Annotated in this window: 14 protein-coding genes; 5 read left to right on the top strand and 9 right to left on the bottom strand. The window is 59.9% G+C overall.

The features are described from left to right. Positions 1 to 259 precede the first annotated feature (259 nt). Positions 260 to 469: a hypothetical protein gene (locus ACM6IK_RS00865; protein ID WP_414872738.1), complete on the bottom strand. Its 210-nt coding sequence runs from the start codon at positions 467 to 469 to the stop codon at positions 260 to 262. A gap of 882 nt (positions 470 to 1,351) precedes the next feature. On the opposite strand from ACM6IK_RS00865, the gene lpxO reads away from it, so the two are divergent. From lpxO to ilvA, 4 genes are all read left to right on the top strand, one after another. Continuing rightward, a complete protein-coding gene (gene lpxO / locus ACM6IK_RS00860; protein WP_414872737.1) occupies positions 1,352 to 2,251 on the top strand; it encodes a lipid A hydroxylase LpxO in 900 nt (299 codons plus the stop codon). Positions 2,252 to 2,393: 142 nt separating this feature from the next. Then, complete coding sequence (locus tag ACM6IK_RS00855) at positions 2,394 to 2,735, top strand: hypothetical protein (RefSeq protein ID WP_414872736.1); 342 nt, start codon at positions 2,394 to 2,396, stop codon at positions 2,733 to 2,735. Between the two features lie 67 nt (positions 2,736 to 2,802). Continuing rightward, entirely contained in the window at positions 2,803 to 3,966 is a 1,164-nt protein-coding gene (locus ACM6IK_RS00850; protein ID WP_414872735.1) for a PQQ-dependent sugar dehydrogenase, read from the top strand. Positions 3,967 to 4,173: 207 nt separating this feature from the next. Beyond that, complete coding sequence (ilvA, locus tag ACM6IK_RS00845; protein WP_414872734.1) at positions 4,174 to 5,187, top strand: threonine ammonia-lyase, biosynthetic; 1,014 nt, start codon at positions 4,174 to 4,176, stop codon at positions 5,185 to 5,187. Between the two features lie 65 nt (positions 5,188 to 5,252). On the opposite strand, the gene eco is transcribed toward ilvA, so the two are convergent. Then, positions 5,253 to 5,735 carry a serine protease inhibitor ecotin gene (gene eco / locus ACM6IK_RS00840; protein WP_414872733.1) on the bottom strand — a complete coding sequence of 161 codons (483 nt, stop codon included), beginning with the start codon at positions 5,733 to 5,735 and terminating at the stop codon, positions 5,253 to 5,255. Positions 5,736 to 6,017: 282 nt separating this feature from the next. Between eco and ACM6IK_RS00835 the strand changes: the two genes are divergently transcribed. After that, positions 6,018 to 6,284: a DUF1652 domain-containing protein gene (locus ACM6IK_RS00835; protein ID WP_218427912.1), complete on the top strand. Its 267-nt coding sequence runs from the start codon at positions 6,018 to 6,020 to the stop codon at positions 6,282 to 6,284. A 97-nt stretch (positions 6,285 to 6,381) separates the two neighbouring features. Here the strand turns inward: ACM6IK_RS00835 and ACM6IK_RS00830 are convergent, their stop codons facing one another. From ACM6IK_RS00830 to ACM6IK_RS00800, 7 genes are all read right to left on the bottom strand, one after another. After that, positions 6,382 to 6,648: a DUF2790 domain-containing protein gene (locus ACM6IK_RS00830; RefSeq protein ID WP_414872732.1), complete on the bottom strand. Its 267-nt coding sequence runs from the start codon at positions 6,646 to 6,648 to the stop codon at positions 6,382 to 6,384. A 304-nt stretch (positions 6,649 to 6,952) separates the two neighbouring features. Beyond that, positions 6,953 to 7,897, bottom strand: a complete 945-nt coding sequence (locus ACM6IK_RS00825) for a carbohydrate kinase family protein (protein ID WP_414872731.1) — start codon at positions 7,895 to 7,897, stop codon at positions 6,953 to 6,955. 13 nt (positions 7,898 to 7,910) lie between these two features. Continuing rightward, the gene (gene xylB, locus ACM6IK_RS00820; RefSeq protein WP_414872730.1) at positions 7,911 to 9,407 is read right to left on the bottom strand and encodes a xylulokinase; all 1,497 of its coding nucleotides are present in this window, start codon (positions 9,405 to 9,407) and stop codon (positions 7,911 to 7,913) included. Positions 9,408 to 9,553: 146 nt separating this feature from the next. After that, complete coding sequence (locus ACM6IK_RS00815) at positions 9,554 to 11,026, bottom strand: mannitol dehydrogenase family protein (RefSeq protein ID WP_414872729.1); 1,473 nt, start codon at positions 11,024 to 11,026, stop codon at positions 9,554 to 9,556. Positions 11,027 to 11,042: 16 nt separating this feature from the next. Continuing rightward, complete coding sequence (locus tag ACM6IK_RS00810) at positions 11,043 to 12,146, bottom strand: ABC transporter ATP-binding protein (RefSeq protein ID WP_414872728.1); 1,104 nt, start codon at positions 12,144 to 12,146, stop codon at positions 11,043 to 11,045. Positions 12,147 to 12,334: 188 nt separating this feature from the next. Beyond that, positions 12,335 to 13,165, bottom strand: a complete 831-nt coding sequence (locus tag ACM6IK_RS00805; protein ID WP_310058589.1) for a carbohydrate ABC transporter permease — start codon at positions 13,163 to 13,165, stop codon at positions 12,335 to 12,337. A gap of 8 nt (positions 13,166 to 13,173) precedes the next feature. Next, entirely contained in the window at positions 13,174 to 14,100 is a 927-nt protein-coding gene (locus ACM6IK_RS00800; protein WP_414872727.1) for a carbohydrate ABC transporter permease, read from the bottom strand. Positions 14,101 to 14,221: the final 121 nt, after the last annotated feature.

Below are 14,221 nucleotides of genomic sequence, written 5' to 3'. Positions count from 1 at the left end.
TCTTCGCTCGAAGGAACCCTAGAGATCAACCTCTGGTAAAGCTGCAAAAACGCATGGGTAGTTCGAACCAGCAAAATTCGCTCGCAGAGGAAGAAAAGCTTGAAGCCCTCTGGGCTCGTACTGAATAAAGCAGAAGGATCATCCCTGAATTCCGAAGCGCATCCTAGTGGTCCGTCTTGAGCAAAAAAACTATGGATGATCAGCTTCTTTAGGCTTGAAATTTTGCTCGGGTCGAAGGTCCGAGGCTGGCGGAAAGCCGTCACTCCGGCGTCATCATCACCGCAAGTGTCATCTTGATGAATTCTTCGTTTTTGTCGATGGCCTCCAGGGCACTGCGCACGTTGTCGGCGACATCGGCCGACCCGCGCTGCTCGACCCAGTTCGATAACTCCAGAATGGCAGCTTCCAAGGCGAGCTGGTTTTCGTTGATCTTGAACAGCAGGGATGGGAGCAGGTCAGCGTGTGGCATCAAAAATCCTCCGTGAAGCATTCAGCGTAGCAGTCGAATGTTGGCAGGGGGATTTGCTGCCGTCCTTTCCCAAGCAATGGGTGACTTCCCCAGGACGACACACCAAGAACCGGTAGTGCCCGTGACAGGCCTGCCTCATAGCTTGCTTAAAATTTGCTACAAAGAGCGGGAATAAAACGAGATGGTATAGATGGGCTGGAGTTGCGGTGGTTGGCTACATCCAATCCATCATTGGACCTCATCGTAGAGGTTCGCCGTATTGGAGGTTACGGGGTGATCCTGATACCAATTCTGATACCAAACGGCGTTATTTATGGTGTTTTGATGCGATCCGATGCGGCTCAAGCCCTTGATTTTCCTGCGCTTGACGCTACATCACGACGCCCGAAAGATCGCATCGTGATGTTAGCTGTAGAAATCAAAGGTTTTTCCTGCGAAGCATTCAGAGTAGCCAGGGTTGCGGCAGTACCGGTTTCCACTGTCCGGACCCCGGGACATTCGTCCCGATCGGCAGTGGAAGATCCATCTGGCATTAAGTGGACAGCAGCCTGTGGCGCGCTTGGCCCGAGTCAATGTGCGCTGAAAGGGGATTTCCCGCTCTCAACCTGGGTCGCGCGTAAAGTTTGGCGGCAATTGTACTGGTCTGGCTCTTTAAACGATAGGGCGTTGAGACCACTGCAACGCTTTGGCGGATTTTGCGGACACATTTTCGCAGTTGCAGGTTAACCATTGGTTACAAACTGCGGCTAAAATGCCATCCGTCAGCCGGAAACCGACCATCGGCAAGGCTCGATGGCACTAAGGGGCCGCTGTTTCGTAACCAGTCGCTGCACAAGACCCGGGAGGGTGCAGCTTGTTTATTTCCGACCTGTGACGATTTCCGTGAAACTCATCATTGCCGTTATCTACGTTGCCTCCATTGCGTATGTCCACCTGCGCGGTCAGGTGCGCCACAAGCTGGGCCGCCAGTTGAGTGATCACTCGACGTTTCTGGCGCCGATCAATTGCTTTCTTTATCTGTTTTCGAAAATCCCCAACAAGCCTTATCTCGACCCGGCCGACTTTCCCGACCTGAGCCCGCTGCAGGCGCATTGGCAAGAAATTCGTGCCGAAGGCCAGAACTTGCTTCACACCGGCGAGATCAAGCGCTCGAATCAATACGATGACGTCGGTTTCAACTCGTTTTTCAAGACCGGCTGGAAGCGCTTCTATCTCAAGTGGTACGGCGACAGCCACCCGTCGGCCATGAAGCTCTGCCCACGCACCACGGAACTGGTACAGGGCATTGGCTCGATCAAGGCGGCGATGTTCGCCGAGCTGCCCCCGGGCTCCAGACTGGTGCGCCATCGCGATCCGTACGCCGGCTCGTACCGTTATCACCTGGGCCTGGAAACCCCCAACACTGCCGGCTGCTACATCAATGTCGATGGTCAGAACTACCATTGGCGCGATGGCGAAGCGGTGATGTTCGATGAGACCTACATTCATTACGCAGAGAACACCACGCCGCACAATCGCATCATCTTATTCTGCGACGTCGAGCGGCCGATGAGGTATCGCTGGGCCGCGGCATTCAATCGCTGGTTCAGCCGCACAGTCATGTCGGCGGCAGGTGCGCCGAACGAGGCGGGCGACAGGACCGGCGGGCTCAACCGGCTGTTCAGCAGGATCTACAAGGTTCGCCTGCACGGCAAACAACTGAAAAAGCGTAATCGCACGCTTTACTACCTTGGAAAGTGGTCGATCTTTGCCGGGCTGCTGGTGGTCTTTATTCTGATTTGAGGGGGGGTGTTCGGGCTGCTGACGTCATCGTCGGAACATCCAGCCTGTTACATTTTGCCGGGGAGGTTTTTGTTAACAAAACCGAACCCCGGGCGTAGCGTGGTATCGAAGTCCTTATCCACGCGACGTAGAGAGGCACCCCATGAACCGATACGTGTTTGGCGCCATTGCGCTGGCCTTGAGTGCCATATTGGGCCCTCTGGCCGATGCCTCTGCTGCGTTGCAATTGGCCCAGAACCTGCCGGGCCGCACCAACAACAACCCTTACAACAGTCCGATCCACCGGGCCAACCCCAACAGCATGCAAGGCACTCAACCCGGCGCCCCGGTCATACGCGGACCCAATACCGTGCCGGTCCAGCGCTCGCCGACGCTGGACAACGGTGGCATCGGTAATCGCTATCCCGACCGGACCGCTCCCGCCAGCCCACCGACATTCATTCCCAATCCTGCCCCGCGAGACACCGGCAGCAACAACCGTTGAGTAGCGGGCATCACCTCTGCCCGCTACTTTCCACCAAACCTCATGTTCATTGGAAAAGGAATCCTGCATGTTGCGCAAAAACCTCTTGGCAACCCTCTGTGCCAGCGTATTGATCAGCGCCACTGTTCCTGTGCTTGCCGCGCCCGCCTGGACGCTGAAAAGCGAAGAAGGCACCCTCGAGGTCACCCCCGTCGTGACGGGGCTGGAGCACCCATGGGCCCTGGCATTCCTGCCAGATCGTAAAGGCATGCTGGTAACCGAACGACCCGGCAACCTGCGATGGGTGACCGCCGATGGCAAGCTGTCAGCACCGCTCAATGGCGTGCCAACGGTCTGGGCCAAGGGGCAGGGCGGCTTGCTGGACGTGGCGTTGTCACCGGATTTCAAGCAGGACCGGACGGTCTATCTGTCCTATGCCGAAGGGGGTGGTGAGGATAACAAGGCCGGTACTGCGGTGGGGCGCGGCCGGCTCTCCGACGATATGACAGCGCTCAAGGACTTCCACGTGATCCTGCGTCAGGAACCCAAGCTCTCGGTGGGCAACCATTTCGGCTCGCGGCTGGTGTTCGATCGCGACGGCTACCTGTTCGTAACCCTGGGGGAAAACAACGACCGCCCGACCGCCCAGGACCTCGACAAACTGCAGGGCAAAGTGGTGCGAATCTACCCGGACGGCACGGTGCCCAAGGACAACCCCTTTGTCGGCCAGGCCAACGTGCGCCCGGAGATCTGGTCCTACGGGCAGCGCAATCCGCAAGGCGCGGCGCTCAACCCGTGGAACGGCACACTGTGGGAAAACGAACACGGCCCCCGGGGCGGCGATGAAATCAACATCATCGAGCGTGGCAAGAACTACGGCTGGCCGCTGGCGACCCATGGCATCAACTACTCCGGTCTACCGATTCCCGAAGCGAAGGGTGATACCGTCGAGGGCACCGTTGCCCCGAACCATGTCTGGGAAAAATCCCCGGGCCTGAGTGGCATGGCGTTCTACGATGCCGACCGCTTCAAGGCCTGGCAACGCAACGTGTTTATCGGCGCGTTGGTCAGCCAGGAACTGATCCGCCTGGAGTTCGATGGCGACAAGGTCGTGCACGAGGAACGGTTGCTCGGGGAGTTGAAAAAACGCATTCGCGATGTGCGGCAGGGGCCGGATGGCTATTTGTATGTGTTGACCGATGAGGAGAACGGTGGCGTTTACAAAGTCGGGTTGAAGTTGCTGGCTGACTAAAGGCATCTACCAAAACTTGCCATTGACTTGCCACCACCGCCCGGCTAATTTCGAGCCATGACTTTCACTGTATTGCGCTGCCAGCCAAGCATTATTACCGCCATTCCTCATTTGGCGGGCTAGCTCACGACTGCAGCACCCAACCCGCCCTTGAGGCGGGTTTTTACTTTCTGTCTCCCGGGCCCCGATCAATGTCAGGAGACGACCATGAGTTTTACAACCGACCAGCAAGCCCTGCTTGAACGCTACGTCAAAAAAATCCTTGCCGCGCCGGTGTATGAACTGGCCGTGTGCACGCCGTTGCAAGCGGCGCCGGCCTTGTCTGAAGCCTTGGGCAATCAGGTCCTGCTCAAGCGCGAAGACTTGCAACCGACCTTTTCCTTCAAGATCCGCGGCGCCTACAACAAGCTGGTGCAATTGAGCGATGCGCAGAAGGCTTGTGGCGTGGTTACGGCTTCTGCCGGCAATCATGCGCAGGGCGTGGCGCTGGCGGCACGGGAGTTGGGGATCAACGCGACTATCGTCATGCCCTGCACGACGCCGCAATTGAAGGTCATCGGGGTGCGCAGTCGCGGCGCCGATGCGGTGTTGCACGGCGAAAGTTTTCCGTTTGCACTGGCCTATGCGCTGGATCTGGCCCGGGAAACCGGTCGCACCTTTGTTTCGCCCTTCGACGATCCGCAGGTGATCGCGGGGCAAGGCACGGTGGCCATGGAAATCCTGCGCCAGCATCAAGGACCGCTGGATGCGATCTTCGTGCCGGTGGGTGGCGGGGGGCTGATCGCAGGCATCGCCGCTTACGTCAAATACTTGCGACCGCAGGTGCGCATCATCGGCGTCGAGTCAGAGCATTCCGCGTGCCTGCAAGCCGCGTTGCTCGCCGGTGAGCGAGTGATCCTGCCCAGCGTCGGCACCTTCGCCGACGGGGTGGCGGTGGCGCAGATCGGCGCTTACGGGTTTGAGGTCTGCCGGTTCTGCGTCGATGAGGTGGTGACGGTCAGCAACGATGAGCTTTGCGCCGCGATCAAGAATATCTATGACGATACCCGCTCGATCACCGAACCTTCCGGCGCACTGGCGGTGGCCGGGATCAAGAAGTACGTGGCACAGAGCGGCGCTCGTGGTCAGACCCTGGTCGCCATCGACTCGGGTGCCAACATCAATTTCGACAGCCTGGGGCATGTGGCCGAGCGAGCTGCGTTGAGTGGCGCTGCGGCATGAGTCTCGGGCAGGCCGACAGCGGGCGCCGCAAGCGGGCGCCACGGGGGAGCCGCCGGATGGCCGGGTTATTCCTGAGTGGCTTTCTCGACCTTGTTCGACGCCGACCAGATTCGGTAGCGCACTTCGATGCCCTTGGGTACGTACAGCACGAGCGGCAGCTTGCTGTTGTAACGCAGCAGGAAGCCGTCACCGACCACCGGTACAAAATCCTGTTTGCGCGTGCCGTCCGGGCAGGCCATCAGCGTGCTCATCGGGCCAATGACGTTTTCCAGGCGATAGAACGGGTAGCCCCAGCCTTCGAGGTTCTTCTCTTCGAGGATGCCACCCAGACGCGGGTTATTGCAGTCGACGGTCATCATCTTGCCGGCCAGGATCTCGACCTGGAAGTCGTTTTCCCGGGGCTGTGGCGCGAGGTGGATCACCTGGCGGGTAAACCCGCTTTCGGCCTTCGGATAGGGCGCGGTGTCTTCGAGTTTGGCGGCGTGTGCCAAGCCCGTCAGTCCGAGAGCGAAAAGCCCGAGTGTTGCGTGTACAGTCAAAGAACTCATGGTTGCCTCCTTGCTTGAAGTGAAGGGCGGCATTCTCACTGCCGTGTGCAGTGAAAGCAAACCTGCAGCGCCCAGCATGCAAATTGCACGGTCACTAGGGGGGCTTTTTGCAAACTGCATGACAGGTTTTACGGGTGATTTGCCTAAATCCTTGAATTGCCGATGAGCTGCGCAGCGAAATCCAAGGCATGTTTTATGCTGTAGCTGTCCTTGAAGCTTGCCGGGATTTCATATGAGCGAGCATTGACCGTTATTGGCAGTCTCACAAAGGAGAAGGTCGTCATGTTTCTTTCTGCCTTGGAACTTCGCAACATCATCGAAAGCAGTTTTCTACCCAAGCGCTGCCAGTGCACCTTGTCACCGGATCTGTCGATGACCGTCAAGGTCTATGCCGACGGGCAAACCGATCAGCTCGATCTATTGGTCACTGGCATCGATGCTTCCGGGCTCAATGGTTGTCGGGAAATAAACGAGTTGATTGCCCAATTGCGTTCCAGTCAGCATCACGTAGAGGTCGAGCCACACTCGACGCTGGGCAAAGCGCTTTAACCTGCGGTTTCGAGTTCCACCGACTCGCGCCGGGTCTGGAAGAGCGCCAGGCCCAGCGCCAGTTCAACGGCAACCGCCAGCAAATCAGACTTTTCGGTCAGCTCTGGTTCTCGCAGGCGTCGGACAGTTTACGGTAGGTGATTTCTGCGGTTTTTCCCGTTTCATCGATGTACTTCATCTCGGCATCTACCACTTTGCACTCCAGGGTGTCCGGCTCGGTCAGTGAAATCACTTTGCTGACATGCAATGGCATGCCGTAGTGATAGGGCACGGCTTGAGAGTCAGTGGTGTCATTGGCCTGAGCCAGACCGGCAAACGCGGTGCAGGCGAGGGCGGCGGTAACCAGCAGGGTGCGAGTGTTCATCAGCGATCTCCGGTGCGGACGGAAAGTCAGTTCGATATGTGGCTTGTCGAACCTGCCGCACTGGGCGTCAGAACAGTCTGAGGGCGTGCGGTCCAGTGAAGTGTTGGACCGCACGGTTAAACGAGGGTTAACCTGGCTTAAACGCCGCCTGTCGCGGATGCGCGATCCTGTGTATCAGTTAAGACCATCGCGAGCCAGCTCGCTGCCACAATGCCGGAGCGTCGACACAAATGTTGTGAGCGACCCGCAACCCTGTGGGAGCGAGCTTGCTCCGGGCGGCGATCCGACGATGACGTCCTCGAACTCAACGCAAATCCAGTTGCTTGCGATAAGGCAAATCCGGCCCGGTTTTGCTGCACGTCAGCGCCGCCGCCTGGACCGCGAACTTCAGCATGCGGTCGATCTGCTCGCGGCCAAGTTGCTTCACACCCTCCACCGAATCCAGCTGCTGTTCGGTCAGCCAGGTAATCAGCGCCGCCTGAAAGGTATCGCCTGCGCCTACGGTGTCGGCGATTTTTACCGCACAGGCGGGAGCCGACCACGAGCCATGAGTCCGGCTGAACACGCTGGCGCCTTCGCCACCCCGGGTCAGGAACACCAGCTGACAACGGTGCTGCAACCAGCCTTCGATCACCCGCGCCGGATCCTGGTCGGGATACAGCAGATGCAGGTCCTCGTCGCTGACCTTGATCAGGTCAGCCAGCTCCACCAGCGTCGCGATCCGGTTACGCCACAGGTCAATGTCCGGCTGCGGATTCAGGCGCACGTTCGGATCGAGGCTGATCAGGCGCTTGCCGCTTTCCCGGCGCACCAGCGCCAATAGGGTGTCGGCAATCGGCTGCACCACCAGGGAAAACGAGCCAACATGCAGGCCGCGTACCTCTGGCCCGAGTGCCGGCAGGTGCTGCGGTTGCAATTGTCGATCCGCGCAGCCCTCGCCACGGAAGCTGTACTGCGGCGAGCCATTGGCCCCCACGGCGACCATCGCCAGGGTGGTCGGCGCGGCAAAATCCCGCAGATAGTCCTGGCACACGCCCTCATCTTGCAACACTTGCAGCAAGCGCCGGCCCAGGTAATCGGTGGACAACCCGGCCAACAGCGCCGCGTCCACGCCCAATCGGCGCAAGCCCACCGCCACATTGAACGGCGAACCACCGGCAATGGCTTTGAAATTCACTTTGGACGCCAGACCGCTGGCGTCGTTTTCACTGAAAAAATCGAACAGCGCTTCGCCACACACCAAATACATAGTTGTTCACTCTTCAAAGGGTTGCGACATGCTGTCGATAGTGTTCATACGCCTGCTGACAGGCGTGTACATTGTCGACGACCGGCAGGGTTTCACTGGCCGGATCAAGTTTCACGCAGCGCTCGCACAAGTCCGCCAGGCTGTGTTCGTGCCCGCTCGCCCGGGAAACACACCAGGCCGCCTGGATCGCCGCGCCGAGAGCCGCGGCCTCGCTTTGTTCGGTGCAGATCACCGGGGTGTTCATGGTGTCGGCGACGATCTGCCGCCACACCGCGCTTTTCGAACCGCCGCCGATCAGCCGAATGCTGCGGCTTTGTAAGCCATTGCGGCGTAGCAGGTCCAGTCCGTAACGCAAACCGAACGTCGTGCCTTCGATCACCGCGCGGCACAGATTGGCCCGGGTCAGGTTGGTCATGGTCAGGCCCGACAGGCTGCCGCTGGCATGGGGCAGGGCAGGCACCCGCTCCCCGTTGAAAAACGGCAGCATGCAAACGCCTTCGGCACCGATCGGCGCCTGGGCAACGAGCTCATTGAACTGGTCGATATCGAGGTCCAGCAGGTCACGAATCAGGCCGGTGGCATTGGTCAGGTTCATGGTGCAGATCAAAGGCAGCCAGCCACCGCTTGAAGAACAGAACGTGGCGACTGCGGCATCCGCAGCGACGTTCGGTTGATCGGCGTAGGCGTACACCGTACCCGACGAACCGAGGCTCATGGTGATCACCCCGGGCTGGATGTTGCCGGTGCCAATGGCGCCCATCATGTTATCGCCGCCGCCACTGGACACCAGTGCCCGCGGGTTGATGCCCAGGTGTTCGGCAATGCCCGGCAGAATCGTACCGACCGCCTGATGGGCATCGATCAGCTCCGGCAGGGCGGCTTGCAGGCGTCCGCTTGGGTCAATGTCACGCAACAATTGCAAGTCCCACTGGCGCGTACGCACATTGAAATACCCGGTGCCCGAGGCATCGCCGTACTCGCTGCAACTGCGGCCGGTGAGCCAATGGTTGAGGTGGTCATGGGGCAGCAGGATACGGGCGATGCGGGAAAACACCTCGGGATGCTGCTCTTTGGTCCATAGCAGTTTGGACAGTGTGTAGCCCGGCGCGATGACCACGCCGAGGCGTTCCAGCGAAGCCTTTTCGCCGCCCAGGTGGGCCAGCAGGCGATCATTTTCCGGGGTGGTTTCGGTGTCGCACCAGAGCTTGGCCGCACGCAATACCTTGTCCTGATCGTCGAGCAGCACCAGGCCATGTTGCTGGCCGGAGACGCCAATGCCGAGGATCGACTGGCCATCGACCCTGGCCGCGAGCAACGCGCGGCGGGTGGCGGTGGTGAAGGCTTCCAGCCACTGGTGGGTGTCCTGTTCGCGACGGCCGTTGGCGCCGCTGATCATCGTGTGAGCGGCCGCTCCCTGACCGAGCACTTCGCCACTGGCCGCGTCGAGGATGATGGCTTTGGTGCCCTGGGTGCCGCAGTCGATGCCGAGGAAGAGTTGTCGGGTTGTCATGCAGGATCCTTCGATATCAGTAAACCCTCTTCGCGAGCAGGCTCGCTCCCACAGGGGGCTGAGGTGATCATCCGTTTTGCGATTGAAACACAGTCAATGTGGGAGCGAGCTTGCTCGCGATGACGGCAGTTGCTACACCACCGACCTTACGCCAGCACCCGCTCCAACGTCCGCGACACCCCAACCTCGCGCAAACTGTTGCAACACCACTCGAACGCCGCGACAAACTCCGCTGAGCGGGGTATCGCCGTACCAAAAACCTCCTCGACCGCCAACAAACGTTGGGTAATCAACACATCATCGGCCACCAGCGTCTGGCAGAACGCTGCGCGCGGGTCCGGTATCGAATAGGTCTGGCCATGTTCATCCACACCCTTGAGGTACAACGCCCACGCCGCCACCACCAATGCCGCGCGCTTGGTCTCGTGGCCATCGGCGATCAAGCGGTTGATGGTCGGCACGGTGAATTTCGGAAACTTCGACGAGCCGTCCGAACACACCCGTTCGAGCTGATCGGCAATCGCCTGATTGGAGAAGCGCGCCACCAGGGTGTCCTTGTACTCGGTCAGGTCGATGCCCGGCACCGCCGGCAACTGCGGCGTCACATCCAGGTCCATGTAGGCGCGCATGTAGCGCACGAACAGCGGGTCGTTCATGGTCTCGTGGACAAAGCGGTAACCCTTCAGGAATCCCAGGTACGTCAGCGCCAGATGACTGCCGTTGAGCAGCTTGATCTTCATTTCTTCGTAGGGCGTGACGTCGTCGGTGAACTGCACGCCAACCTTTTCCCAGGCCGGGCGACCGTTGACGAACTTGTCTTCCAGCACCCATTGCACAAAGGGTTCGCAGACCACCGGCCAGGCATCGTCCAGCCCATGCTGGTCGGCCAGTTGCAGGCGATGCCGAGTGCTGGTCATCGGCGTGATGCGGTCGACCATGGCGTTGGGGAAACTGACGTTCGCGTCGATCCAGTCGCGCAGTTCGCCGTCGTGCAAGGCGGCGAAGGTTAACAGGGCCTTACGGGTGACGGCACCGTTGTGCGGCAGGTTATCGCAGGACATCAGGGTGAAGGCCGGCGTGCCGGCGGCGCGGCGCCTGACCAGTGCGGCACAGAGGAAACCGAACACGGTTTTCGGCGCATCGGGGTGTGCCAGGTCATGCTGGATCTGCGGCAAGTGCGCCATGAACTCGCCGGTGCTGTCGTCGATGCAGTAACCGCCTTCGGTGATGGTCAGCGAGACGATGCGGATCTCGGGGCTGGCCAGTTTGTCGATCAACGCCTGGGCATCGTCCTCTGCCAGCAACATGTCGCGAAGGGCGCCAATCACTCGCACTTCGGTGTCGTCGTTATCGCCAAGCTCGAACAAGGTAAACAGGTAGTCCTGCTCCTTGAGATCGTCACGGGCGCGGCGGTCCTCGGCACGCAGGCCGACACCGCAGATTGCCCAGTCCAGCGCCTCTCCGGTGTTCATCAGTGCATCGGTGTAAAACGCCTGATGGGCGCGATGGAAACCGCCGACGCCGATGTGCGCGATGCCTTGGCGGGTATCGCCCAGCGCGTAGGCGGGCAGGACCACTTCAGGCGCGAGGCGGTTGAGGTTCTGTTTGTTCAGTTTCATCGCAGGCTCTCTGAAATCAGGCAGCAACGCGCAGCGGGCGGGTCAGTGCCACGCCGTCGGCATCGAATAAATGGCAGTGTTGCGCATCCAGGTGCAGGCTCAGGGTTTCGCCATAACGGCTGACCAGATCGCCGCGAACGCGCAGGGTCAGGGCTTCGCCGGACGAGCTCAGGACGTGGCAGAAGGTGTCGCTGCCCAGGCGTTCGCTGACATCGGCGGTGACCTGCAAGGTGCAGTCGCCGGGTTTGGCCAGTTCCAGATGCTCGGGGCGAATGCCCAGTGTCACTGCGCTCCCGACGCTCAGATGTCTGCTGCTCAAGGGCAGGTTGATGCGGGTTCCGGCGTCCAGTTGCACTTCACAGCCCTGGCTTTCAACGCGGGTGACTTTGCCCTTGAGGAAGCCCATTTTCGGCGTGCCGAGGAAACCGGCGACGAACAGGTTGGCCGGTTGGTGATAGAGATCCAGCGGCGAGCCGACTTGCTCGATCTTGCCGCCATTGAGTACGACCACCTTGTCGGCCATGGTCATCGCTTCGACCTGATCGTGAGTCACGTAGATCATCGTGGCTTGCAGTTCTTTGTGCAGGCGCAACAGTTCCAGGCGCATCTGCACGCGCAGGGCGGCATCAAGGTTGGACAACGGCTCGTCGAACAGGAAGATTTTCGGGTTGCGCACGATGGCGCGGCCAATCGCCACGCGTTGGCGCTGGCCGCCGGACAGTTGCTTGGGCTTGCGCTCCAGCATCGGCCCCAGTTCGAGGATGCGCGCCGCTTCGCCGACCTTTTTCTCCACCTCGGCCTTCGCCACGCCGGCCAGGTCGAAGGCGAACGACATGTTCTTGCGCACGCTCATGTGCGGGTACAGGGCGTAGGTCTGGAACACCATCGCCAGGTCGCGCTTGGCCGGGCTCACTTCGGTGATGTCGCGGCCATCGAGTTCGATGGTGCCGCCGCTGACTTCTTCCAGCCCTGCGATCAGCCGCAGCAACGTGGATTTGCCGCAGCCCGACGGGCCGACGAAGACCACGAATTCCTTGTCGTTCACTTCAAGGTCAATGCCCTTGATGATGGAAAAGCCTTCGAAGCCTTTTTGCAGATTCTTGATTTTCAGGTTGGCCATGATGATGGGCCTCCGTTTGTTGTTATTCGATTGAACCGGGTGGGCTTTTTTGTGGGAGCGAGCTTGCTCCGGGCGGCGTTCCGACGATGAACTTTCAGGCGACGCATTCTTCCAGTCAGCCAACGTTATCGTTCACGTCCATCGCGAGCAGGCTCGCTCCCACAGGGATCGTGTTGGGTCAGCGATCTTCATTTCACGGCGCCGAACGACAGGCCGCGTACCAGTTGTTTCTGGCTGATCCAGCCGAAGATCAGGATCGGTGCGCAGGCCAGGGTCGAGACGGCTGACAACTTGGCCCAGAACAACCCTTCGGGGCTTGAATACGAGGCGATCAACGCAGTGAGTGGCGCGGCTTTCGACGAGGTCAGATTCAGCGACCAAAACGCTTCGTTCCAGCACAGGATCAGCGATAGCAGCACTGTGGAGGCCAGGCCACCCTTGGCGATGGGCAGCAACACCCGGAGCATTTCCTGCGTCAGCGTTGCGCCGTCCAGGCGCGCGGCTTCGAGGATGTCCTTGGGGATGTCCTTGAAGTAGGTGTAAATCATCCAGACCACGATCGGCAGGTTGATCAGCGTGTAGATCACGATCAGTGCGATGCGCGTATCGAGCAGGCCGAAACTCTTGGCCAGCAGATAGATCGGCATCAGCACGCCCACCGGCGGCAGCATCTTGGTCGAGAGCATCCACAGCAACGTGCCCCTGGTGCGTTGGGTTTCGTAGAACGCCATGGAGTAGGCCGCCGGCACCGCGATCAGCAGGCACAGGGCCGTGGCGCTGAACGAGATCACCACCGAGTTCCAGGCAAAGCTGAAGTAGTCGCTGCGTTCGTTGATGTGCAGGTAGTTTTCCAGCGTCGGCATGAAAATGAACTGCGGCGGCGTGGCGAAGGCATCGATTTCGGTTTTGAAACTGGTCAGCACCATCCAGAAGATCGGGAAGAAGATCAGGATCGCGATGGCCCAGGCCAACGTACCGAGCAGCAGGCTTTGCAGGCGACGGGATTGTTGAAGAGTCATGGCGGGCCTCAGGCTTTGTCGGTCAGGTTTTTGCCGATCATTCGCACCAGAATGATCGCGGCGATGTTGGCGATGACCACGGCGATCAAGCCGCCCGCCGAGGCCATGCCAACGTCGAACTGCACCAGCGCCTGGTTGTAGATCAGGTACGCGAGGTTGGTCGAGGCGTAGCCGGGGCCGCCGTTGGTGGTGGTGAAGATTTCGGCGAACACCGAGAGCAGGAAGATGGTTTCGATCATCACCACCACCGCAATCGGCCGCGCCAGGTGTGGCAATGTCAGGTGCCAGAAAATCGCGACGGGCCCGGCACCGTCCAGGCGCGCGGCTTCTTTCTGTTCCTGGTCGAGGGACTGCATGGCGGTCATCAGGATCAGGATCGCGAAGGGCAGCCATTGCCACGAGACAATGATGATGATCGACAGCAGCGGGTAGTGCGCCAGCCAGTCCACCGGTTGTGCACCAAACAGCTTCCAGACGTAGGCGAGAATCCCCGACACCGGGTGGAAAATCAGGTTCTTCCAGATCAGCGCGCCCACCGTGGGCATGATGAAAAACGGCGAGATCAGCAGCACCCGCACGATGCCGCGACCGAAAAACTCACAGGCCTCCAGCAGCGCACTGATCAGCACGCCGAACACCACGCTGATCAGCAGCACGCTGCCCACCAGCAACAGCGTGTTGCTGGCGCCGGGCAGGAAGCCCGAGTCGGTGAGGAAGTAGGTGAAGTTCTCCAGCCCGACGAACGCGTTTTCGCCGGGATTGAGCAAGTTGTAGCGGATAGTCGAGAAGTAGAGGGTCATGCCCAACGGCACGATCATCCACAGCAGCAACAGAGCGACCGAAGGGCTGACCAGAAACCAGCCGGGATTGGTCACGCGGCTTTTGCGCTGCGGTTGGGCAATGTCCATGTGAGCTTTGGCAGTTGATGTATTCATGGTGATCAGAACCGATTGATTACAGGCAAATGAAGATCAACTGTGGGAGCGAGCTTGCTCCGGGCGGCGTTCCGACGATAGCAATCTGTCAGCCGACATCACCTTTGAATGTCATGGCCTC

Source organism: Pseudomonas sp. IT-196MI5 (assembly GCF_949767415.1).
Lineage (GTDB): Bacteria > Pseudomonadota > Gammaproteobacteria > Pseudomonadales > Pseudomonadaceae > Aquipseudomonas.
The sequence above is the reverse complement of the archived record's forward strand: the minus strand, read 5'-3'. Positions and strand labels throughout refer to the sequence as shown.